This window comes from Azospirillum sp. OGB3, from assembly GCF_014192915.1.
Lineage (GTDB): Bacteria > Pseudomonadota > Alphaproteobacteria > Azospirillales > Azospirillaceae > Azospirillum.
Map to the genome: position 1 here is coordinate 149954 of NZ_JACHYN010000015.1, position 23089 is coordinate 173042.

Here is a 23089-nt window from a genome sequence, read left to right on the forward strand (position 1 = left end):
TGGTGGTATTTCCATCCCGGGTGCGATGCGGCATGTTCTGCGCCGGTTTCAAGCCCCCCGGCGCCACCCGATAATAGGCTCCAGGGCCCGGCTGCGCTTCTCGGACCCGACAACGGGCATAGGCCGACAACTGAATTGGGAAGGTGTGCGCACGCGATGGCTGCGACGGCATCCGCGACACGGTACGTGATCTTTTCCGTCTCCGGCAGGACCCTGGCCCTGCCGGCGGACGCCGTGCGCCGGTTCCTGCCGCTGCCCCGGCTCGACCGTCCGCCGGCCGCCCCCGCCGTGGTCGCCGGGCTGTTCCGCTACCAGGGGCGCGCCGTCCCGGTCCTGCGGCTCGACCTTCTGTTCGGCTTCGAGGCCGCGCCGCCGGAGCTGTACGCCCCGCTGTTCCTGACCGACTGGGACGGCCGTCCGCTGGCCCTGCTGGCCGACCTGGTGTTCAACATCCTGCCGATCCCCGACGCGGAGCTGACGGCGGCCGACCCCAGCCTGACCTTCAACGGCTGCGCCGTGGCGACCATTCCCCACCGTGGCCCCCACGGCGGCCCCCATGATGGCGGAACGGCCACCGTGATCGACCCGTCCCGCCTGCTGACCGAGGCCGAGGGCCGGCTGCTCGCCGCCTTCCAGGCCATGGCCGACGAGCGCCTGGCCCGGCTTGGCGCCCCCGAGACGGCGGACGAACCGGCAGAGGGCACCGAAGGGACGGCCCGATGAACCGCATCGACGCCATCCTGCGCGACCCCGTCTTTCCCCGGATCAAGGCCGCCGTCATCGGGGCGACCGGGCTCGCCTACTACGCCGACAAGGACGCCGCCCTGGCGGAGCGCATCAACCGCCGCCTGTCGGACAAGCCGACCCTCGGCCTCGCCGCCTATCTGGCGCAGCTCGCCGGGGAGGGGCCGACCGGGCCGGAGTATCAGGCGCTCATCAACGAGCTGACGGTCGGCGAAACCTTCTTCTTCCGCTACGCCGAACAGTTCGAGGCGCTGTGCGCCGTCGCCATCCCGGAATGCCTGCGTCGCAACCGGGAGAGCCGCCTGCTGCGCATCTGGAGCGCCGGCTGCTCGATCGGGCCGGAGGCCTACACGCTGGAAATCCTGCTGAAGCGGCATTTCGCCGAGCAGCTCCGCGACTGGCAGGTCAGCATCGTCGGCACCGACCTGAACGCCAGCTTCATCGAAACGGCGCGGCGCGGCGTCTACGGGAACTGGGCGGTGCGCGGGCTCGATCCGGCGGTCCTGGCGGAATGCTTCGACCGGCAGGGCGACCAGTGGGCGGTCAAGCCGCGCTTTCGCGAATGGACGAACTTCTCCGTCTTCAACCTCGTGGAGGGGCCGCTGCCCAACTACCCGCGGGGCCTGGGCGCGCTGGACGTCGTGCTGTGCCGCAACGTCATGATCTATTTCGACGAGCCGACGCGCACCCGTCTGTTGGACAACCTGCACGAGGTGCTGGTGCCCAACGGCTGGCTGGTGGTCGGCCATGCCGAGACGGGGCAGCAGGTCAACAGCCTGTTCACCCCCGTGCCGGTGCCGGGGGCCACCATCTACCGCAAGCCGCGCCCCGGCTGTGCCCCCGCGGCGGCCCTGCCGGCGGCGCCTCCCGTCTTCACGCCCGCCATTCCTGCCGAGCCGAAGCCTGCCGAGCCGAAGCCTGCCGAGCCGAGGCCCGCGGCGCCGAAACCCACGAAGACGCACAGCGCGCCGACGGACCCCACGGCGCGGCGGCGCGCCACCGCGGCGAAGCCGGCCCTCACCCCGCTGCCCGCGCCGCAGCCGCAGGCTTCATCCCCGGCCACTCCCCCATCCGTCGCCGCTTCGGACGGCGACCGGGCGGCGGCGCTGGACGCCTGCATCGCGCTGGCCGAGCGCAACCGCCTCGACCCCTTGGTCCATTTCCGGCTGGGCCTGCTGGAGGAGGAGCTGGGCGTCGGCGACCCGATCGCCGCCTTCAAGCGGGCGCTCTATCTGGATTCCGACTTTGCGCTGGCCGACTACCATTTGGCCCTGGCCTATTGGCGGCGTGGCAAGCTGGCCCCGGCGCAACGCCATTTCCGCAACGCCCGCGCCACCGTCGCCACTCATGACGCGACGGAGCTGGTGGCCGAGGGTGGCGGCCTGACCGTGGCCGAGTTGCGCAGCATGATCGATCTCTGGTTCTCGGGTGAGGAGCCGTGATGGACGACCGGACCGGAACCGGAGAGGCAGCGGATGTCCAAGGCGGCATCGACTGGACCGCCGTCCGCACCCGCCTAGCCCGCCAGGGCCGGGAGGCGGAGGAAGCCGCCGCGCCGGGCGGTGCCTGGGCCGACGCGCTGCTGCTGCGCCGTGCCGAGGACTTGGCGCGCGTCCCCTCCGCCGACGAGGCAAACGTCGCGGCGGATGCGGAGGCGCCGGTCACCCTGCTGGTCGGGCGCGGCGCGGACGGGTCTTACGGGCTGGACCTGCGCCACCTGTCCCGCATCGTGCCGCTGCCGCGGGTGGCGCGCGTGCCCCACGCGCCCCCGGAACTGCTGGGGCTGATCGCCATCGACGGGCGGGTGATGCGCCTGTTCGACGTGGACCGGCTGTGCGGGCGCAACGCCGTTCCCGCCGGCGGCGGCTTCGCCGTCGTGCTGCGCGGCGGGGAGCGGCCGGTGGCGCTGCGCCTGCGCACCGTGGACACGGTGACGGAACTGGATGGAACCGACAGGAAGGCGCCGCCGGAAGCCGGGTCCTTCGTCACCGCCATCACCCGGGGCCGCGTCGCCGTGCTGGACGTGCCGGCGATCCTGGAGACGCTGAGGAGCATGAAAGAAGAATGAAACTGAAGGTCAAGCACAAGCTGATGCTCAGCTTCGGGGTCGTCTGCCTGCTGACCGGGCTGCTGGCGGCGTTCCAGATGATGCGGTTCGCGGACGGCATGAAGGTCATGATGGGCATCGCCACCTACGACATCCAGGTGTCGGAGGCGGTGCGCGAGATCGAGGTGACCGAGAGCAATCTGCGCAGCTTCCGCGAGGCGGCGACCCATGCCGCGGCGCTGGCCCAGGTTCAGGGCGGTCTGCCGGACATCACGCAACTGCGCCAGCGCTACCGCGACGGCTCGATGGTGATGTTCGATCAGGTCGCCAAGCTGAAGCGGATCGCCGGCGAGCGGGCCGAGGAAGGCACCACGGAGGACCGCCGCCGCATCTGGGGCGAGCTGGTCGCCCAGATCAACAGCTTCGAGCAGTATTCGCGCCGCATGCTGGAGGAGGCCAACGTGCTGATGGAGCGTGTGGCCGCCGGAGCCGAACCGGAAGCGCTGGCGCAGCTGACCCGGGTGGAGGAAATGCGGGTGGCCATGGCGGGCCAGCTCGCCAGCCTGCACAGCGACATCAGCCGCCTGTCGGAGGCCGGGCGCCAGAACGTCCGGTCCCTCTACGACGATGCGGTGCGCTCCTCGATCCTGGCGCTGGTCATCGTGGTGGCGCTCGCCGTCGCCATCGCCATCCTGATCGGCAGCTCGGTCACCAAGCGGCTCGGCACCGCCATCGGCTACGTCACCCAGGTGGGCAAGGGCGACCTGACCAAGACGGTGGTGGTGCCCGGCGACGACGAGCTGGCCGAACTGGGCACCCACCTCAACGAGATGACCGGCAACCTGCGCAGCATGGCCAAGACCACCCGCGCCACGGCGGAAAGCATGCACGCCGCGACCGCGCAGATCCGCGCCTCGACCCAGCAGCAGGCGGCCAGCGTCGCCCAGCAGCTTGCCGCCGTCGAGGAGACGACGGCGACGCTCAGCGAGATCACCGAATCCGGCGCGCAGATCAACCGCCGCGCCCAGGACGTCGCGCAGAACGCCCAGGTCGCCGCCTCCAACTCCGAGACCGGCCTGAAGGCGGTGGAGGACACCAACCAGGCGATGGACGCCATCCGCGAGCAGGCGGAGGCGGTCGCCGAGAACATCGTCATCCTGTCGGAGCGCACCCAGGCGATCGGCGAGATCATCCTGACCGTCAACGACATCGCCGAGCGCTGCCACCTGCTGGCGCTCAACGCCGCCATCGAAGCCGCCGCCGCCGGCGAGCACGGCCGGACCTTCGCCGTGGTGGCGAGCGAGATCAAGAGCCTCGCCGACCAGTCGAAGGAGGCCACCGCCCAGGTCCGTTCCAACCTCAGCGAGATCCAGCACGGCATCAACGCCTCGGTCATGCTGACGGAGGAGGCGGTGAAGCGCGTCGGCGCCGGCAAGCGCCAGACCGACGCCACCCAGTCGACCATCCGCGACCTCGCCGAGAGCGTGCAGGAGAGCGTGCTCGCCTTCCAGCAGATCGTCGCCGGCACCAACCAGCAGCAGATCGGCCTGGAGCAGGTGATCCAGGCGCTCCAGAACATCCGCGAGGCGAGCAGCCAGACCGCCGCCGGCACCCGCCAGCTCGAAGGGGCCGCCACCAACCTCAACGATCTCGGCCAGGGTCTGGTCGAGGCCGTGCGGAACTACCGCGTGTGACCATGACGACGGCAGGCGCGGGCCAGGACAGGGACGAGGGCGGGCGGAAGGTGCGGGCGGCATGAACGACATCCGCACGCGCCTGCTCGCCGCCTTCGACCTGGAGCACAAGGAGCACCTCGCGGCCATCCGCGAGGCCCTGCGCGCGGTCGAGAAGGACCCGGCGCACCACCCCGATCTGGTGGAGATCCACCGCCGCGCCCACAGCCTGAAAGGTGCGGCCCGCGCCGTGGACCTGCCGGAGGTCGAGCGGCTGTCCCACTGGCTGGAGGCCGCCTTCATCGCCATCCAGCGCGGCGCCGTGCCCTTCGACGCGGCGGCCCGCGACGTGGTGCGCCGCGCGCTCGACGCCATCGAGGACGTGGTGGCCTGGGCGACCCGCGGCGGCGGCGAGGTGGACATCGCCGAGGTGCTGGCCGAACTGACCCGCATGGGCGGCGAGGGCGGCGGGCCGGAACCCGTCCAGCGCCGCCCCGCCGCGGCGGAGGCGGGGGGCGCCCCGGTCACCCCTCAGGCCGCCGCGCCGCGGTCGGCCCGCGCCGTCGACGCCTCGCAGAGCGCCGCCCTGGTCCGCATCCGCAGCGCCGGGCTGGAGCGGCTGTTCACCGCCGCCGCCGGCCTCCTGCCCGAGATCGAGAACCAGTCCGCCCTGGTCGCCGAGCTGCGCGAGTTGCGCGGCGAATGGCGCGCCCTGGAGCGGAGCTGGCACGCCATGCGGCCCCGCCTGCTCCGCGGCGGCTCCCACGACGCCACGGGGGCCGCCGGCATCAGCTTCGCGGGCGACGAGACGGCCCTGCGCCTGTCTTCCTTCGAGCGGCGCTTCCGCGCGCTCGGCGCCTCGCTGGACGCGGCGCACCGCGCCCACGACCGCCATCTCTGGTCGTTGCGCCGCTGGGGCAGCGGCTTCCAGGACGAGGTGCGGCAACTGCGCATGCTGCCGGCGGAGTCGCAGTTCAGCAACCTCGGCCGGATGATCCGCGACATCAGCCGCGCCCAGGGCAAGGAGGTCGAGGCGGACATCCGCGGGCTGGAGACCCAGGCCGACCGGGTGGTCCTGCAACGGCTGAAGGACCCGGTGCTGCACATCGCGCGCAACGCCGTCAGCCACGGCGTCGAAACCCCGCAGGAGCGGGTGGCGGCGGGCAAGCGCGCGGCCGCGACCGTCCGCTTCGAGGCCTCGGTGGTCGGGCGCCGCCTCGTCCTGCGGGTCGAGGACGACGGGCGCGGCCCGAACCGCGAGGCCATCGCCCGCCACGCCGTGGAGCGCGGCCTGCTGGGCGCCGACGAGGCGGACTCGGCGCCGGAGGAACGACTGCTCGACCTGATCTTCGAGCCGGGCTTCTCCACCGCCCCCACCGCGAACGAATACGCCGGGCGCGGCATGGGCCTCGCCATCGTGCGGCGCGAGGTCACCCGGCTCCAGGGCTCGGTGACCCTGGCCGCGCGCGAGGGCGGCGGGACCGTCGTCACGGTGGAGGTGCCGCTCAGCCTGCTCAGCCAGCGGCTGGTCTTCGTGGCGGTCCAGGACGACATCCTGGCGATCCCCAGCAACGACGTGGCGCGCGTGCTGCGCGTCCCGGCGGCCACGCTGTTCACCGACCTCGCCGCCCCGACCATCCGGCTGGACGGGGAGGACGTTCCGGTGACGCCACTGGCCGCCTTGCTCGGCTACGACGGCGCCATGCCGCAGGGCAACGAGGCTCCGCTGGCCCTGGTCGTCCTGCGCTCCGCCGGTCGGCGGGTCGCGCTGGTCGTGGACGCGCTGATGGCCACCCGCGACTCGGTGGTCACCCCGGCGGAGGAGGTGGGAATTGACGCCGCCCGCTTCCTCGGCACCGTGCTGATGGACGACGGATCGCCGGCCCTGGTGCTGAATCCAGCCGCCCTGTCGCCGCGCCCCGGCATGGCCCTGCCGCCGCTGCTCCGCCCGGTGGATGAGTCGGCACGGCGGCGCTCGCACATTTTGGTTGTGGACGACTCCATCACCACGCGAACCCTGGAAAAGAGCATCCTGGAGGCCCATGGTTACCGGGTCACGCTGTGCGTGGACGGGCGCGAGGCGGTCGAAACGCTCGGCGAGCTGGAGGACGTGGACCTGATCATCAGCGACGTGGAGATGCCGAGGATGGACGGGTTCGCCCTGCTCCAGGCCGTCAAGGGCAACCCCATGACCTCCGATCTGCCGGTGATCCTGGTCACCTCGCGCGCCAGCGACGAGGATCGCGAGCGCGGGCTGGACCTCGGCGCCGACGCCTACATCGTCAAGACCCGTTTCGACCAGAACGAGCTTCTGGCCGGCATCCGGCGGCTGCTGTGAGCGGCGCCCGCAAGATCCGCGTCCTGGTGGTCGAGGACTCCCCGGTCGTCCAGCAACTCCTCGCCCACGTCATCGGCGAGGACCCGCGGCTGGAACTGGCCGGGATCGCCGCCTCGGGCGAGCAGGCGCTGCGCATGGTCGACTCGCTGCGGCCGGACGTGGTCTCGCTGGACATCCGCCTGCCGGGGATCGACGGCTTCGCGGTGACCCAGCGGCTGATGCGCGACCATCCCGTGCCCATCGTCGTCGTCGCCTCCGACGTGCGCGACCTGGACATCCCGATGCGGGCGCTGCAGGCCGGGGCGCTGGCGGTTGTGGAGAAGCCGGGCAGCATGGCCCGCGCCGACTATCAGACCGTCGCCCGGCATCTCTGCACCCAGCTCACCATCATGAGCCAGGTGAAGGTGATCCGGCAGCGCGGGCGTCCGCGCAACGGCGATGAGGAGCCCGTCGGCACCGCCGGCCGCCACAAGCGCGCCGCCGTCCCGCCGCCGCCGCCCCTGCCGCCGTCCGTGGTGAAGCGGCAGTTCCGCGCCCTGGGGATCACCGCCTCGACGGGCGGGCCGGCGGCGCTGGTGAAGCTGCTGCGCGGGCTGCCGACCAATTTCCCCGTGCCCGTCTTCGTCGTGCAGCACATCGGCGCCCCCTTCGTGGCCGGCTTCGCCTCCTGGCTGGGGTCGGTCACGCCGCTGCCGGTGGCGCTGGCCTCCGACGCGCCGCACCGGCCCGGCCACGTCTATGTCGCCCCCGGCGAGTGTCATCTCACCGCCGAACCCGGCGGGATGCGGCTGGTCCACGGCGATCCGGTCTGCGGCCAGAGGCCGTCCGGGGATGTGCTGTTCTCCTCCCTGGCCTCGGCCTTCGGCGCCGCCGCCATCGGCGTGCTGCTGACCGGCATGGGCGAGGACGGGGCGCGCGGCCTCACCGACATGCACCGGGCGGGCGCCTACACCATCGCGGAGCATGCCTCCACCGCGGTCATCCACAGCATGCCGGGGACCGCGGTCCGGCTGGGAGGCGTTACCGAGGAGCTGCCCATCGACAAGGTGGCGGCCCGTTTGCTGGAACTGGTTTCGACGGGAGTTGAGCCCTCATGAGTGGACCCAGGGCGCTGATTGTCATCGCCTCGCAGACGCAGGGACTTCTCCTGAAGCTGATGCTGGAGGAGCAGGGCATCGAGGCGAGCTGCGTCGAAACGGTGGAACCCGCCATCGCGGAACTGGCGCGCCGCCCCTTCGACCTGCTGATGGTGGAGGCCGACGGCGAGGCTGCCCGCACCCTGACGGAGCTGCGGCGGCGCTGCCCGGCTCCCGCCCTGCTGCTGGGTTCGGCGGAGCGGGCGGCGGAGACCGGCGCCGCCGCCGACGTGCAGTGGGCGGACCCCGCCGATTCCCAGGGCGTGGTTCAGCAGGCCATGGCGCTGCTCGACCGGCGCAACGCGCCACCGACCGTGTCCGACATCCTGCGGCGGGCGCGCATCCTGGTGGTGGACGACAGCGCGACCTACCGCGAGTTCCTGCGCGCCGAGCTGGAGGAGGACGGCTGCCACGTCGTCGCCGCGCGCAACGCCGACGAGGCGGTGGCGGCGCTGGAGGACGGCGGGCTGGACTGCGTGATCCTCGACCTCGTGATGCCCGGCACCAGCGGCACCCAGCTCTGCGAGCGGTTCGACCGTTTCCGCCGGCGGCGCGGCCTGTTCTTCCAGATCGTCATCCTGACCAGCCAGGAGGGCGACGATCGGCTGACCGCCAGCCTGACCGCCGGCGCCGACGACTTCGTCGGCAAGTCGCAGCCGATGGACATCCTGAAGATCCGCCTGATGGCCTTGCTCCGCCGGAAATACATGGTGGAGGACCATCTGGCCCGCCTGTCCCCCCCAATGCCTTCCGCATAGAGGGTGGATAGGGCTTTCAGGCGCTTTCATCCCCGGCGCACCAAAGGTTAAGGTGCTACACCTTCAGCTCCAGCGGTTAGAGAGACCGACGTGACGCCTCGGCACAGCAACAGGACCAGCCTCGATGCCGCGCCAGCGGAGACGGAGTGCGTTGAGAACGCGCTGCGCATCTGCCGCGCCGCCGCGCTGCCCGCCTTCGTGCTGACCGGGCCACCGCACGCCGCCACCCTCTTCGCCAACGACGCGCTCTGCGCGCTGCTTGGCAAGGAGCCGGCGGCGGACGGGCTGCCGGCCCCGGCTTGGTTCGGGCCGGTCTGGCCGGCGGTGCTGGGCACCGTCGATCCGCTGTTTTCGGGCGACACCGAGGAGCCGGTCGGCATCGAGCTTCTGCCGGTGGGCGACGCCGACCCCGCGGCGTTCCAGGGCGTGCCGCTGACCCAGGACGGGCAGACGGTCGGCGTGCTGGCCCTGTCCAGCCGGGCGGCCCCGGACGACCGGGTCGTCGCCCGCATGGAGCGGGAAATGCGCGCGGAGATCGAACGGACGACCGCCGCCCGCTCCCGCTTCCTGGCCTCGGCGAGCCACGACCTGCGCCAGCCGTTCCAGGCGATGCGCCTGTTCCTCGACGCGCTGTGCAGCCAGATCAGCGACGAGAAGGCGCTCAGCACGGCGGAGATGCTGGGCAACGCCATGACGGCGGGCGAGCGGCTGCTGAACGCGCTGCTCGACATCTCCACGCTGGACGCCGGTACGGTGACTCCGGACCCGCAGCCGGTCGCCCTGGACGAGCTTTTGGGGCAGCTCGTGGAGGAGTTCCGGCCGCAGAGCGAGGAGAAGGGCCTGCGCCTGCGCGCCCGCCTGTGCCCCGGCGCGGTGGAGACCGACCCGGTGCTGTTCGGGCGGGTGATGCGCAACCTGCTGACCAACGCCATCCGTTACACCCGGCACGGCGGCCTGCTGCTCGCGATGCGACGGCGCGGCAACCGCTGGCGAATCGATGTGTGGGACACCGGCTTCGGCATCCCCGAGGAGCAGTTGACCGCCATCTTCGACGAGTTTCACCAGCTCCAGAACCCCAACCGCGATCCCACCCGCGGGCTGGGCCTCGGCCTCGCCATCGTCCGCCGTCTGGCCGAGCTTCTCGGACTCCAGGTCGAGGTGCGGTCGCGCATCGGGCGTGGCACCGTCTTCTCCGTCTCGCTGGAAGCGGCGAGCCCGCTGGCCGCACCGCCGCCCAGCCACACCGCCGTTCCCACCACCACCGCCGCAGCCCCGCCGCTGACCGGGATGACCGTGCTGGCCGTGGACGACGAGGCCATGGTCCTGACCGGACTTCAGATGATCCTGGAAAGCTGGGGCTGCACCGTCGCCGCGGCGAGCGACATGCGGGAGGTCTTCGCGGTGCTGGACGGGTTGCCGGACGCGCCGTCGGTCATCCTGACCGATCTGCGGCTGCCTGGGAAGGTGTCCGGCTTCGATGTGATCGACCGGGTGCGCCGCCTCTATGGCCGCGAGATCCCCGCCGTGGTCCTCAGCGGCGAGACGGCCCAGAGCGCGCTTCTGGAAGGCCAGCGCCGCGGCTGCTCCTTCCTGCACAAGCCCCTCCACCCCGGCGATCTGCGGCAGGTCCTGGAGCGGCTGCGCGAGGGTGAGGGGGATGGTGGGGAAAAGGGCGAGGTGGCGTAAGCCGGCCTTTCCCGATATCCGTCGCGGAGCCGCCTAAACCCAGCGGTCGCCGTGGCTGTAGACGACCAGCCGGTTGCCGCGGGCGAAGCCGGCCAGCGACACGCCGCAGCTCTCCGCCATGCGCACCGCCAGCCCGGTGGGGGCGGAGATGGCGACCAGCCCGCTGATGCCCAGCCGGGCGGCCTTCTGAACCAGCTCGTAGCTGGCCCGGCTGGAGGTCAGGACGAAGCCGCCCCGCCGGTCCACGCCCGTGCGCACCAGCCAGCCGATCAGCTTGTCCAGCGCGTTGTGGCGGCCGACATCCTCGCGCACCGCCAGGATGTCCCCCGCCGCGTCCACCCAGGCGACGCCGTGGGCCGCCCCGGTGGCGCGGTGCAGGGTCTGGCGTTCGGCGAAGCGGGGCAGCGCCCGCTCCACCGCGCCGACCGACAGCCGCCCGCCCGAGGGCACGGGCTGGCCGGACCGGGCGATGGCCTGGAGGCTCTCCACCCCGCAGACGCCGCAACCCGACCGCCCGGCGATGCTGCGCCGCTTGCCCTTCAGCGCCATGAAGCGCTCCATCGGGATTTCCATGCGGACCTCGATGCCGTCGCAGCCCTCCACCACCCGCAGGCTCTCCAGCTCCTCCGCGTCGGCGACGATCCCCTCCGTCAGGGAGAAGCCGAGGCCGAACTCCTCCAGGTCGTCGGGGGTCGCCAGCATCACCGCATGGACGATGCCGTTGTAGGCGATGGCGACGGGCACCTCCTCCACCACCGCGTCATCGCAGAGCTGGGCGGCGTCCGGACCCAGCCGCAGGACGGTCATCCGGTGGGTGTTGGGCGGCGCTGCGACGTCGATGGCGAGGCTCATGGCGGTATCCTTCTTAGGAATTCCCCTCTCCACTCCGGGGAGAGGGCTATAAGCGCCCTCAAGCGATCAATGCCCGGTTTCCTTGCCGGTCACCTGGCGGAACCAGCGCGGATGGTGCTTGCGCGCCCAGGCGTGGGTGACCACCCCCTCGACCATCGCGCGGATCGTGCCCTGCACCCACAGCGCCGCGTAGACATGGACGATGATGCTGGCGATCAGCACCAGCGCGCTGGCGGCGTGGACCAGCAGCGCCACGCGGATGATCGGGATCGGGAAGTAGCCCGCGAAATAGGGCCGCCATGCGATCACGCCCGACACCAGCAGCAGGATCATGCACAGCACCATGACCCAGAACATGCCCTTCTGGCCGCCGTTGTAACGGCCGATGTCGCCGACCTCGTTGCCCTTCATCACCTCCTTCACCGACATCATCCATGTCACATCCTCCTTGTTGATGAGGTTGTGGTGGGCGTAGCGGAAGAACTGGCGGGCGAAGGCGAGGAACATCACCACCCCGACGAAGGGATGGACGATGCGGGCGAGCTGCGGCGTGCCGAACACGCCGGTCAGCCAGAAGAAGGCCGGGTAGAAGAAGGCCAGCCCGGAGATGGCCAGCAGCACGAAGCAGACCGCCACGATCCAGTGGTTGATGCGCTCCGCGGCGCAGTAGCGTTGGATCAGCTTTTCCGACGTCTTCACAGCGCGTTCTCCCGTTCCTTATGCTTGGTTCCTTGGGCGGGCGGAGCCGGCGGCGTGCCGTGATCCGCCTCGTCCTCGTCATCGGCGCGGTTCGGGCCGACCGTGATGTAATGGAAGAAGCCGAACAGGCCGGCGGCGGCGACGCCCAGCGTCGCCAGCGGCTTCAGCATGCCCTTCCACACCCCGACGACGGCGCTGATCGACGGGTTGTCCGGCAGGCCGGAGTAGAGCGCCGGCTTGTCGGCGTGGTGCAGCACGTACATGACGTGGGTGCCGCCCACCCCGGCGGGGTCGTAGAGGCCCGCCTGGTCGTAGCCGCGCGACTGGAGGTCGGTGATGCGGGTCTGGGCGACCTCGATCATGTCCTCCTTGCTGCCGAACTGGATGGCCCCGGTCGGGCAGGTCTTGACGCAGGCCGGCTCCTGCCCCACCGCCACGCGGTCGGAGCAGAGGTTGCACTTGTAGGCCTTGCTGTCGGCCGGGCTGAGGCGGGGCACGTTGAACGGGCAGCCGGAGATGCAATAGCCGCAGCCGATGCAGTTCTCCTGGTGGAAGTCGACGATGCCGTTCTTGAACTGCACGATGGCGCCCGGCGACGGGCAGGCCTTCAGGCAGCCGGGGTCAGCGCAGTGCATGCAGCCGTCCTTGCGGATCAGCCACTCCAGCTTGCCCTTCTCCTCCACCTCGTTGAAGCGCATGACCGTCCAGGCCTGCGATGACAGGTCGGTCGGGTTGTCGTAGACGCCGACGCAGGTGCCGACCTCGGCGCGCAGCTCGTTCCATTCCGAGCAGGCGACCTGGCAGGCCTTGCAGCCGATGCAGACCGTGGTGTCGATCAGCTTCGCCACCTCCTGCGGGTTGCGGGCCTGGGGGGTCGGCGTCGGGGTGGCGGACCGGCGCAGGATATCGAGGGATTGCAGTGCCATGACTTACGCCACTCCGATCTTCTCGACGTTCACGAGGAACGCCTTGTATTCCGGGGTCTGGGTGTTGCAGTCGCCGACGGCGGGCGGCAGCGTGTTGGACAGGAAGCCCTTCTTGGCCACCGTCTCCCAGCCCCAGTGCAGGGGGATGCCGATCTGGTGGACGGTGCGGCCCGCCACCTTCAGGGCCTTGATGCGCTTGGTCACCACCGCCTTGGCCTTGATGTGGCCGCGCTTGGAGGAGACCTGGACCCAGTCGCCGGCCTGGATGCCCTTCTCCGCCGCCAGCGTCTCGCCGATCTCCACGAACTGCTCCGGCTGGGCGATGGCGTTCAGCCGCACGCTCTTGGTCCAGAACTGGAAATGCTCGGTCAGGCGGTAGGTGGTGCCGACGTAGGGGAACTGGTCATGGGTGCCCAGCCGCTCGCGGTCGGCCTTGAAGATGCGCACCGCCGGGCTGCTGACCACCTTCGGGTGCAGCGGGTTGGTGCCGAGCGGGCTTTCCATCGGCTCGTAATGCTCGGGGAAGGGGCCGTCCACCAGCTTGTCGGTGCAGAACAGCCGCCCGACGCCCTCCGGGTTCATGATGAAGGGATTCATCCCGTCGACCGGCGGCGAGTCCACCTTGAAGTCCGGCACGTCGGCGCCCGCCCAGGCGGTGCCGTTCCAGGAAATCAGGGTGCGCTTGGGGTCCCAGGGCTTGCCCGACGGGTCGCAGGAGGCGCGGTTGTAGATGATGCGGCGGTTGGCCGGCCACGCCCAGGCCCAACCCGGCGTGTTGCCGAGGCCCGCGTCGGTGTTGTCGCGCCGGGCCATCTGGTTGCCCGCCTGCGTCCAACAGCCGGCGAAGATCCAGCAGGCGCTCATCGTCGTGCCGTCGTCGCGCAGCAGGGCGAAGTTCGGGATCTGCTCCCCCTTGCGGGCCAGGAACTTCGCCGGGTCCTTGGGGTCGGGGATGTCGGCCAGCGCGCGGCCGTTCAGCTCCTTCGCCAGCTCCTCCGGCGTCGGCTCCAGCGGGTTCTTGTAGGGCCAGGAGAGGTTGAGGATCGGCTCCGGCGCGGTGCCGCCCTCCTTGGCGTAGAGGGTGCGGACAGCCATGAACAGCTCGGCCAGGATTTCCTGGTCGGTCTTCGCCTCGCCCGGCGGGTTGGCGCCCTTCCAGTGCCACTGCAGCCAGCGCGAGGAGTTGACGATGGCGCCGTCCTCCTCGGCGAAGCAGGTCGAGGGCAGGCGGAACACCTCGGTCTTGATCGACGCGGTGTCGACCTCGTTGACCTCGCCGTGGTTCTGCCAGAAGGAGGCGGTCTCCGTGGCGATCGGGTCGATCACCACCATGTATTTCAGCTTGGCGAAGTCCGCCGCCGTCTTGCGCGCGTCGGGGAAGGAGGTCAGCGGGTTGAAGCCCTGGACGATGAAGCCGTTGACCTTGCCGTTGTGCATCAGGTCCATGACCTGGAGCACGTCGTACATCTTGTCCCACTTGGGCAGCCAGTCGTAGCCCCAGTTGTTCTCCGCCGTCGCCTTGTCGCCCCAGAACCACTTCAGCAGGCTGACGAAGAATTTCGGCGTGTTGGCCCAGAAATTGAGCTGGCCCGGCGCCTGCGCCTTCGGCGCGGTCTTGGCGATGTAGTCGGCAAAGGTCGGGTGCGCCTTCTCCGACGGCAGGGTCAGGTAGCCCGGCAGGTTGGTGGACAGCAGGCCGAGGTCGGACAGGCCCTGGATGTTGGAGTGGCCGCGCAGGGCGTTCACGCCGCCGCCCGGCATGCCGATGTTGCCCAGCAGAAGCTGGATCATCGCCATGGTGCGAATGTTCTGGGCGCCCACCGTGTGCTGCGTCCAGCCCAGCGCGTAGAGGATCGTGCCGACCCGGTCGCGCACCGCCGTGGAGCCGAGATGCTGGCAGACGCGCAGGAAGGCGTCCTTCGGCGTGCCGGTCAGGTCGGTCACCAGCTCCGGCGTGTAGCGCGCGTAGTGGGCCTTCATCAGGTTCCACACGCAGCGCGGATGCTGGAGCGTCGGGTCGGTCTTCGCCGTGACGCCGTCCGCCTCGACCTCGTAGTTCCAGCTGGAGCGGTCGTACTGGCCCTTGGCCGCGTCGTAGCCGCTGAACAGCCCGTCCTCGAACCCGTAGCCCTCCTTCACGATGTAGGCGGCGTTGGTGTAGGCGCGGACATACTCCCACTGGATCTTGTCGTTGGCGACCAGCCAGTTGATGACGCCGCCCAGGAACACGATGTCGGAGCCGGCGCGGATCGGCATGTATTCGTCGGCCACCGCGGCGGAGCGGTTGTAGCGCGGGTCGACGACGACGATGCGCGCGCCGCGCTTCTTCGCCTCGACCGCCCACTTGAAGCCGACCGGGTGCGCTTCCGCCGGGTTGCCGCCCATGATCAGGATGAAGTCGGCGTTGGAGATGTCCACCCAGGTGTTGGTCATCGCCCCGCGCCCGAAGGTCGAGGCCAGCGCCGACACGGTCGGACCGTGGCAGACGCGAGCCTGCGCGTCGGTGCCGACAATGCCCAGCGAGCGCATGACCTTCTGCGTCAGGATGCCCGTCTCGTTGGACGAGGCCGAGGCGGTCAGCATGGCGGTGGACAGCCAGCGGTTCACCGTCACGCCGTCGGCGGTCTTGGTGACGAAGTTGGCGTCGCGGTCGTCCTTGATGTGGCGGGCGATGCGCTCGATCGCCTCATGCCAGGAGATGCGCTTCCAGCTGTTCGACCCGGCCTCGCGGACCTCCGGGTACTTCAGCCGGTTCGGGCTGTGGATGAAGTCCAGCAGGCCGGCGCCCTTCGGGCAGAGCGAGCCGCGGCTGACCGGATGGTCGGGGTCGCCCTCGATGTGGATGATCTCGGCCTTGGCGTTCTTGGCGCCGTCGCCCAGGCTGTACATCAGCAGGCCGCAGCCGACCGAACAGTAGGGACAGGTGTTGCGGATCTCCTTGGCGCGGGCGAGGCGGAACTGGCGCACCTCGGCCAGCGCCTCAGACGGCAGGAAGCCCAGAACTCCCATGCTGGAGGCGGCGAGACCGCCCGCCGTGACCTTCAAGAACTGCCGCCGTGATACCTGCATGGGTGTGATGGGCATGAAACCTCCCTGGTGTCGGCCCTGAAGTCAGGATGTGCCGGCCCGGCGCTTGAGCGCCTGGAGCCGGGGCGCCGCACCGTCCGGGGTGACCCGGCCGAAGCGGCGCATCCCCCAAAGGGCAGATTCCGTGCCAGCCGGGGCTTATGGCGGAATGCGGTGCGTTTGCTGGGGCGGACGGACGGACCGGCCATGCCCGCACTGCTCTGAAGGACATTTTGTCCAGCCGGCGATGGACAAAATGTCCATAACCTTTGTGTGGAGGACAATCTGTCGGGGGGTGGAAGCGTTCATACCCCTCTCCCGTCCCGGGAGAGGGAGGACCCGCCGCACAGCGGCGGGAGGGTGAGGGTCCCGCAACGGGCCGGCGCGTCGTTTCTCGTGGAACCCTCACCCGGCCCTCCGGGCCACCCTCTCCCGGGGCGGGAGAGGGAACACAGGTCCCCCCTGGCACCGTTCTTGCGCTGTGCTATCCCTTCCGACTGTTCGTGATCCGTGACCGGGAAAGCCACCATGACCGCCTCTTCCTCCGACGCCCCGATTTCCGAAGCGGCGATGTCCGAAGCGACCGCCGCAGCCATGGCCGCCGCCGGTCTGGTGCCGGGCCAGTCGCCGTCCCCGCTGCGCCTGCCCGACGCGGCGATCTTCGCCCGGCGGGCGGCGCGCCTGCGCGCGTTGGCGGAGGGGCACGCCATGGGCGACTGGCTGCGCTTCGTCGCCACGCTGGCCGACGCCCAGGCGGCGGTGGCCGCCACCCCCGCCACGCTGCCGCCGGAGGAGCAGTGGGCCGCCGACCTGCGCGCCCTGGCCGCCCGGCTCGACACCCTGCCCGGCGGCGCGCGCGAGGCCCTGGCCGCGCTCGCCGCGTCCGATGCCGACACTTTGGAGGCGCTGGCCGGACGCTGGGCCGGCGACGCGCTGGAGGACGGCGACCTCGCCGCCGCGCCCTTCCTGGCCGCGGCCTTCCAGACCGCCTGGACCCGCCACGCCGCGGCGCTCGACCCGGCGTCGGTGACCACCCACGCCACCGCCACCGCCTGCCCGGTCTGCGGCGGCGCGCCGGTCGCCGGCGTGTTGCAGGTCGGCATGGAGAGCGGCGGCCTGCGCTATCTCCATTGCGGGATCTGCCACACCGCCTGGCACCATGTGCGCTCGTCCTGCGTGGCCTGCGGCGACGGCAAGGACGTGTCCCAGCGCTTCGTCGAGGGGACGGACGGCACGGAGGCCAACGGCGCGGTGCGGGCGGAGACCTGCGACGCGTGCCACAGCTATCTGAAGCTGCTGTTCCTGGAGAAGGCGCCGGACCTCGACCCGGTGGCCGACGACCTCGCCACCCTGGCGCTCGACCTGCTGCTGGGCGAGGAGGATTACCGGCGCATCGGCGTCAACCCGTTCCTGGCGGTTGCGGGGTAAAGAGACGCCGGGTAAGGGGGATCAGCCCCCCGCGGTGATCCGCTGGGCGGCGAAGAAGGGCGCGGTCGGCTGGTCGGAATAGACGGCCTGCCGCCGCAGCCACAGGGTGAAGCGGGTGCCGCGCCCCGGATCGCTCTCCACCGTGATCCGCCCGCCGTAGCGCTGGACGATGGCGTAGCTGATCGACAGGCCGAGCCCCGTCCCGGTCTGCTTCTTGGTGGTGAAGAAGGGGTCGAAGATGCGGGCCAGATCGCCCGCCGCGATGCCGTGGCCGGTGTCCTCGACCCCCACCAGCACCCCCTCGAAGGGCTCCGCCCCGGGCAGGCGCTCGTCCGGACCGATGTCGCGGCTGTCCAGAGTCAGGCGGCCGCCCTCCGGCATCGCCTGCATGGCGTTGACGATCAGGTTGATCAGCACCTGCTGAAGCTCGCCGCGGTTCATCTCCACCGGGCCGCCCGCCTCGGCCTTCAGAGTCACCGTGACCCGCGCCCGGTTCAGGTTGTGCCGGGTCAGCACCAGACAGTCGGACAGCACGCCGTTCACGTCGGTCGGTTCGGCGTAGCCGGCGAAATCGCCGGGCCGGGCGAATTGCAGCAGCTTCGTCACGATGGCGTGGATGCGCCGGGTCTGCTCGTCGATCAGCCGGACCTCCTGGCGCACCGGCTCGATCCCGTCGCCCAGCACCTCGCGCAGCAGGTCGAGGTTGCCCTGGATCACCGCGACCGGGTTGTTGATCTCGTGCGCCACCCCCGCGGTCAGCTCGCCGATGGCGGTCAGCTTCTCGTTCATCACCAGCTGCTGCTGGGCGCGGCGCAGGGTGGCGTTGGCCTCCTCCAGCGCGGCGGTGCGCAGCGCCACCTTGCGGTCCAGCTCCTCGGCGGAGCGCTGAAGCTCCCACCGCCGCGCCGCCACGGAATCCAGAAGATGGTCGAAGGCGCGGGCCAGCCGCCCCAGCTCGTCCCGGCTGGCGGTGGGGCCGATGCGCGCGGAATCCTCGCCCCCCTCGATGCGGGCGATGACGCCGGCCATGCGCTCCAGCGGGCGGAAGATGGCCCGCGCGCCGCGCAGACCCACCAGCGTCCCCAGCCCCGACACCAGCAGGAACAGCAGGAACAGCCCGGCCAAAGCCTTGTAGAGCGTGTCGCGCAGCGGTGATTCCAGGAACCCGACATAGAGCATGCCGATCCGCCGCCCGGCGGTGTCGGCCAGCGGCTGGTAGCCCGACACATAGGTGTCGTTGACCACGAAGGCGGAGCCCAGCCACGGCTCGCCGCGGTCCAGGACCTTCTCCGCCACCGCCTGCGACGCCCGGGTGCCCAGCGCCCGCTGCCCTTCGAACAGCCGGACGTTGGTGGCGATGCGGGTGTCGCCCAGGAACAGCGTGGCGGTGCCCTGGCTGCCCAGCGGCAGCGAGGCGTCCTGATAGACGATGGTGTTCAGCCGGTCGACGATGCCCTGGTTGCCGTTCAGCAGCACCCCGCCTTCCAGCACGCCGAGCAACCGCCCGTCCGGCCCGTCGAAGGGAATGGCGACCTGGATCACCAGCCCGCGGTCCTCGGCCCCATGATTTTCGACATTGCGCGGATCGGGCCGGGCGGCGCGGGTCGGCACCAGCGGCGTGTGGGCGGCCCGGCGCAGCGCCGGGTTCAGCGCCTCCAGCTCCGCCGGGGCGAAGACCTCCAGCCCGTGCTGGGCGTAGCCGTGCAGCGCCTCGCGCACCACCGACCAGCCGCTGCGGTCCGCCGGGACGGCGAAGGACCCGCCCGCCCGCACCATGCCCCCGGCGTCGAGCAGCAGCAGATAGTCCAGCCCGTGCTCCTCCGCCTCCTCGTCCAGCAGCCGACGCAGGTCGGTCGATGCGCCGCGCTCCAGAACCAGGGCCAGCCGGTGCGAGGTCGCCACCCCCTCCAGCCCGTTGCGCAGCGACATCTGCACCCGGTCGAAGAATTGTCGCGCCGTCCCCAGGTCGGAGCTGACCTTGTTGACCAGAAGCTGGTCGTAGCCCTGCGTCCCCCAGGCCCAGACGATCATCAACAGAACCGGCGCGCCGACCAGCAGCGGCGCCAGCACCAGCGCCAGCAGCTTCAGCCGCACCGACTCCGCGTAGGCCGCCGCCAACCGCTTCATCGGGTTGGGCCGGGGCGGATTGGAGCGGGGCGTCGGAGATTGGGGCGTCACACCCCCCATTCCACGCATTTCCGGTCCAGCGTCTTGCGCGACACCCCCAGCAGATCGGCGGCGCGCGCCTTGCTGCCGTCGCAGCGCGCCAGCACGGTCAGGATGTGGCGCTTCTCCACCTCGGCCAGCGGCAGCACGTCGCTGTCGCCGTCCATGCGGACGTGGCGGACCGGACAGGGGGCGCAGGGCGGGTTGCCGGCCACCGCGGCGGCGCACAGGCTGGGGTCCGCGGCCAGACCCACCTCCACCGCCGCAGCGTTGGCGGTGTCCAGATCGTCGAGCGGAAATTCGCCGAGCAGCAGCGACCGCTCCACGAAGTTGCGCAGTTCGCGCACGTTGCCGGGCCAGGAATGGCACATCAGCGCCCGCGTCACCTCCGGCGTCAGGGTCAGCGGCGGCACGGCCAGCCGCGCCGGCAGGAAGCGCATGAACAGCGCGGCCAGCTCCGGCACGTCCACCGCGCGCTGGCGCAGCGGCGGAATGGTCAGCGTCATCACCTCCAGCCGGTAGAACAGGTCCGGGCGGAAGCGCCCCGCCGCGGCCTCCGCCTTCAAATCGCGGTTGGTGGCCGTCACCACGCGGACGTCCACCGGCACCTCCTGCTCGCTGCCGACCGGACGGATGCGCCGCTCCTCCAGCACGCGCAGCAGCTTGGATTGCAGGGTCAGCGACAGCTCGCCGATCTCGTCCAGGAACAGCGTGCCGCCGTGGGCGTAGTAGAACAGCCCTTTGCGCGCGTCCTTGGCCCCGGTGAAAGCGCCGCGGGCGTGGCCGAACAGCTCCGCCTCGATCAGGTCGGCGGAGATCGCCGCGCAGTTCACCGCCACGAAGGGACGGTCGGCGCGCGGCGACAGGTCGTGCAGCGCGCGGGCGACCAGCTCCTTGCCGACGCCGGACTCGCCCTGGATCAGCACGGTGGACGGGGTCGGCGCTACCCGCTGCACCAGCGAGCGCAACCGCATCATGGCGTCCGACCGCCCGACGATCTCGTCGCGCCCGTTGTCCTTCTTCGACAGTTGCCGGCGCAGCACATAGTTCTCACGGGTCAGCCGGGTGCGCTCGACGCAGCGATCGATGGAGTTCAGGATCTGCTCGACCCGGAAGGGCTTCAGCACGAAATCCGCTGCACCGGAGCGCAGGGCGTCGATCGCCGTGTCCATGTCGGCGAAGGCGGTGACCAGGATCACTTCGCCGGCATAGCCGCCGGCCATCAGCTCCTTCAGCCAGTCCAGCCCCGAGCGGCCCGGCAGGGCGACGTCGAGGATGATCACCTCGGCGTGGATGCGCTCCAGCTTCTGGGCGCCCTCCTCGGCGCTGCCGGCCACCTCGACCCGCCAGCCGCGCCGTTCCAGCGCGCGCGATAGAAAGCTGCAAATCCCCTCCTCGTCGTCCACCACGAGGATGGAGGGCTTCGCCTGATCCTCCATTCGGCCCCCTTCCGGCGCGCTGCGGTCGGACGGGGTGGAGACTGGCGCGGTCATGGTCATCGCTGTGCACTCGGCGGCGGAAAGCCCTGCATTCTAAGAGACCGCAACCAAGCCGGGCCAGTGATTTCCGAAATCCGGAATAGTCCCAGCGTCCCGCTTGGACAACCGCGCCGCGCCATGCGACCCTCTCCCGCTCATCGCACAGACCGGGAGCCGACCGTGACGGACACCAGCGGATCATTCGTCCATGCCGGACCGCGCATCGCCGATACCGACATCAGTGACGCCGAGTGGAAAGCCCGGATCGATCTCGCCGCCGCCTACCGTCTGGTCGCCGAGCGCGGCTGGGACGACCTGATCTACACCCACATCTCGCTGGCCGTGCCGGGGGAGGCGGGGCGCTTCCTCATCAACCCGTTCGGCCTGACCTTCGACGAGGTGACCGCCTCCAACCTCGTGAAGATCGACATCCATGGCGCCATCATCGGCGACAGCCCCCACCCGGTGAACGCCACCGGCTTCGTCATCCATGGCGCCGTCCATGCGGCGCGCGAAGACGCGCGCTGCGTCATGCACCTCCACAACGAGGCGGCGGTGGCGGTGTCGATGCTGAAGGACGGGCTCCTCCCGCTGTCCCAGCACGCCCTGCGCTTTTACCGCGACCTCGCCTACCATCGGTACGAAGGGCTGGCCCTGACCGACAGCGAGAAGGTCCGCCTCGTCGCCAACCTCGGCTCCTGCCGGGCGATGCTGCTTCACAACCACGGCAGTCTGGTGACCGGGCGCACGGTGGCGGAGGCCTTCTGCCTGATGGACATGCTGGACAAGGCGTGCCGGATGCAACTCGCCGCGCAGGCCACCGGCGCGGAACTGGTGTCGCCAGCGCCGGAGCTGTGCGACAAGACCTACCGGCAGCTCACCGCCGATCCGGAGCCCGAAGGTGACCTGGAATGGCCGGCGCTGCTGCGACGCCTGGACCGGCGCTGCCCGGACTACAGGACCTGAGCTTTCCGGAGCGCGGTCCGCAACAGAGGGGATGGATAAACGATGCCGTTGATCAACGTTCAGCTTTTCGAAGGCCGCACGCTGGAGCAGAAGCGCGCCTACGCCAAGGCGCTCACCGACGCCTCGGTCGCGGTGCTCGGCTGCAGCCCGGAGGCGGTCGATGTCATCTTCCACGACGTGAAGAAGAGCGACTGGGCCAGCGGCGGCAAGCTGTGGTCCGATCCCGAGTAACGCCCGCTTTCCGGACGCCCATGGGAAGCATTGCTCACCCCATGGGCATCCGGACAAAAAACAGGCACGCCAATCCCTGAGCGGCGGTCAAACCGCTCCCACCGTCTTTCCGGTCAGGCGGTAAACCGCGGTGGCGACCGCCCGGTCCTCGCTGTCGCCGACCTCCAGGCGCCGGTCGATGTAGTTGCCGAGAAACTCGACCAGCGCGTCGCGGGTGACCGACTGCACCCACTGGCCATGCCGGCCATAGGCTTGCAGCGTCCAGAATTCCGAGGCCATCAGCGCCGAACGGACGGATTTGGACGAGCCGTCCCAATGCGACCACAGAAAGTCGATGGCACTTTGAGCGACCGTAATCACCAAACCGGCATTGATTCCGCGTGACGCCATCGTAGTCTCCCTCTCAGCTTGCCGAGCGGACGCTCGTGAACGGAACTCGTTCAGCAAAAGCAGTGCCAGGGAGATCAAAACAAAAAGCCGTACCTCGTTCGGATGCGATTCGCCGGAAATCCAGACCAGACACGGGAGGAGTGGCCATGAACGCGCAGGAAGAGCAACGGGCGCGCGACGCGCTGAAATGCATCGACCGCGATCTCGACGCGCTCGACATCCAGATCGCCGCTTTGCAGGCGCGGCAACGATCCGGGTCCTCCCTCGACCAGTACATCCGTGTCCGTGACGCCCTGCTGACCGAGGCCCAGACGATCCTGACCAAGCTCGATCGCCGCCCCGGCAACCAGTCTCCTCCCCCGCCTGCGGCGGGGGAGGGTTAGGGAGGGGGCTCATCTCCAACACTCCGAACACAACGAAAAGCCGGCGCTTCCCGCAGGGGAAAGCGCCGGCCTTGCCGTTCATGAAGCCGATTGTCAAGCGTGTTTGAAACCGTATCGTCCAA

Annotated in this window: 19 protein-coding genes; 12 read left to right on the top strand and 7 right to left on the bottom strand. The window is 70.4% G+C overall.

What is annotated here, in order from left to right; genetic code table 11:
• The first annotated feature begins 186 nt into the window (after nt 1-186).
• The 8 genes from FHW79_RS24800 to FHW79_RS24835 all read left to right on the top strand — a co-directional run bounded on the left by FHW79_RS24800 (nt 187) and on the right by FHW79_RS24835 (nt 10382).
• On the top strand, nt 187-723 hold the full coding sequence (locus FHW79_RS24800) for a chemotaxis protein CheW (RefSeq protein ID WP_348984266.1): 537 nt from the start codon (nt 187-189) through the stop codon (nt 721-723).
• The gene (locus tag FHW79_RS33355) at nt 720-2186 is read left to right on the top strand and encodes a CheR family methyltransferase (protein WP_183181363.1); all 1467 of its coding nucleotides are present in this window, start codon (nt 720-722) and stop codon (nt 2184-2186) included. Before FHW79_RS24800 ends, FHW79_RS33355 begins: the two co-directional genes overlap by 4 nt.
• Nucleotides 2186-2812, top strand: a complete 627-nt coding sequence (locus FHW79_RS24810; RefSeq protein ID WP_183181364.1) for a chemotaxis protein CheW — start codon at nt 2186-2188, stop codon at nt 2810-2812. The genes FHW79_RS33355 and FHW79_RS24810 overlap by 1 nt, the downstream gene beginning before the upstream one ends.
• Nucleotides 2809-4485: a methyl-accepting chemotaxis protein gene (locus tag FHW79_RS24815; RefSeq protein WP_183181365.1), complete on the top strand. Its 1677-nt coding sequence runs from the start codon at nt 2809-2811 to the stop codon at nt 4483-4485. The genes FHW79_RS24810 and FHW79_RS24815 overlap by 4 nt, the downstream gene beginning before the upstream one ends.
• Nucleotides 4486-4546: 61 nt before the next feature.
• A complete protein-coding gene (locus tag FHW79_RS24820) occupies nt 4547-6802 on the top strand; it encodes a response regulator (protein WP_183181366.1) in 2256 nt (751 codons plus the stop codon).
• Nucleotides 6799-7899: a chemotaxis protein CheB gene (locus FHW79_RS24825; RefSeq protein ID WP_183181367.1), complete on the top strand. Its 1101-nt coding sequence runs from the start codon at nt 6799-6801 to the stop codon at nt 7897-7899. Before FHW79_RS24820 ends, FHW79_RS24825 begins: the two co-directional genes overlap by 4 nt.
• A complete protein-coding gene (locus tag FHW79_RS24830; RefSeq protein WP_183181368.1) occupies nt 7896-8696 on the top strand; it encodes a response regulator in 801 nt (266 codons plus the stop codon). Before FHW79_RS24825 ends, FHW79_RS24830 begins: the two co-directional genes overlap by 4 nt.
• Nucleotides 8697-8786: 90 nt before the next feature.
• Nucleotides 8787-10382 carry an ATP-binding protein gene (locus FHW79_RS24835; RefSeq protein ID WP_183181369.1) on the top strand — a complete coding sequence of 532 codons (1596 nt, stop codon included), beginning with the start codon at nt 8787-8789 and terminating at the stop codon, nt 10380-10382.
• 33 nt (nt 10383-10415) lie between these two features.
• Here FHW79_RS24835 and fdhD read toward each other — a convergent pair whose 3' ends face one another.
• The 4 genes from fdhD to fdnG form a co-directional block, all read right to left on the bottom strand.
• Entirely contained in the window at nt 10416-11234 is an 819-nt protein-coding gene (gene fdhD, locus FHW79_RS24840; RefSeq protein WP_183181370.1) for a formate dehydrogenase accessory sulfurtransferase FdhD, read from the bottom strand.
• Between the two features lie 66 nt (nt 11235-11300).
• Nucleotides 11301-11933 (bottom strand): formate dehydrogenase subunit gamma, encoded by a 633-nt coding sequence (locus FHW79_RS24845; protein ID WP_145678824.1) that lies wholly within the window; start codon nt 11931-11933, stop codon nt 11301-11303.
• On the bottom strand, nt 11930-12859 hold the full coding sequence (gene fdxH, locus FHW79_RS24850) for a formate dehydrogenase subunit beta (protein ID WP_183181371.1): 930 nt from the start codon (nt 12857-12859) through the stop codon (nt 11930-11932). Before fdxH ends, FHW79_RS24845 begins: the two co-directional genes overlap by 4 nt.
• Nucleotides 12860-12862: 3 nt before the next feature.
• The gene (fdnG, locus tag FHW79_RS24855) at nt 12863-15928 is read right to left on the bottom strand and encodes a formate dehydrogenase-N subunit alpha (protein WP_183181384.1); all 3066 of its coding nucleotides are present in this window, start codon (nt 15926-15928) and stop codon (nt 12863-12865) included.
• 525 nt (nt 15929-16453) lie between these two features.
• Between fdnG and fdhE the strand changes: the two genes are divergently transcribed.
• On the top strand, nt 16454-17353 hold the full coding sequence (fdhE, locus tag FHW79_RS24860; protein ID WP_183181372.1) for a formate dehydrogenase accessory protein FdhE: 900 nt from the start codon (nt 16454-16456) through the stop codon (nt 17351-17353).
• A gap of 21 nt (nt 17354-17374) precedes the next feature.
• On the opposite strand, the gene FHW79_RS24865 is transcribed toward fdhE, so the two are convergent.
• The gene (locus tag FHW79_RS24865) at nt 17375-19531 is read right to left on the bottom strand and encodes a cache domain-containing protein (RefSeq protein WP_348984269.1); all 2157 of its coding nucleotides are present in this window, start codon (nt 19529-19531) and stop codon (nt 17375-17377) included.
• Nucleotides 19528-21018 carry a sigma-54 dependent transcriptional regulator gene (locus FHW79_RS24870; protein WP_211108476.1) on the bottom strand — a complete coding sequence of 497 codons (1491 nt, stop codon included), beginning with the start codon at nt 21016-21018 and terminating at the stop codon, nt 19528-19530. The genes FHW79_RS24865 and FHW79_RS24870 overlap by 4 nt, the downstream gene beginning before the upstream one ends.
• Nucleotides 21019-21177: 159 nt before the next feature.
• Between FHW79_RS24870 and FHW79_RS24875 the strand changes: the two genes are divergently transcribed.
• Complete coding sequence (locus FHW79_RS24875; RefSeq protein WP_183181373.1) at nt 21178-21963, top strand: class II aldolase/adducin family protein; 786 nt, start codon at nt 21178-21180, stop codon at nt 21961-21963.
• 42 nt (nt 21964-22005) lie between these two features.
• A complete protein-coding gene (locus FHW79_RS24880; RefSeq protein WP_014197963.1) occupies nt 22006-22194 on the top strand; it encodes a 4-oxalocrotonate tautomerase in 189 nt (62 codons plus the stop codon).
• Between the two features lie 87 nt (nt 22195-22281).
• On the opposite strand, the gene FHW79_RS24885 is transcribed toward FHW79_RS24880, so the two are convergent.
• On the bottom strand, nt 22282-22584 hold the full coding sequence (locus tag FHW79_RS24885; protein ID WP_149166081.1) for a hypothetical protein: 303 nt from the start codon (nt 22582-22584) through the stop codon (nt 22282-22284).
• Nucleotides 22585-22730: 146 nt separating this feature from the next.
• Here FHW79_RS24885 and FHW79_RS24890 point away from each other — a divergent pair, with 146 nt between their 5' ends.
• Nucleotides 22731-22967 (top strand): hypothetical protein, encoded by a 237-nt coding sequence (locus tag FHW79_RS24890; protein WP_183181374.1) that lies wholly within the window; start codon nt 22731-22733, stop codon nt 22965-22967.
• Nucleotides 22968-23089: the final 122 nt, after the last annotated feature.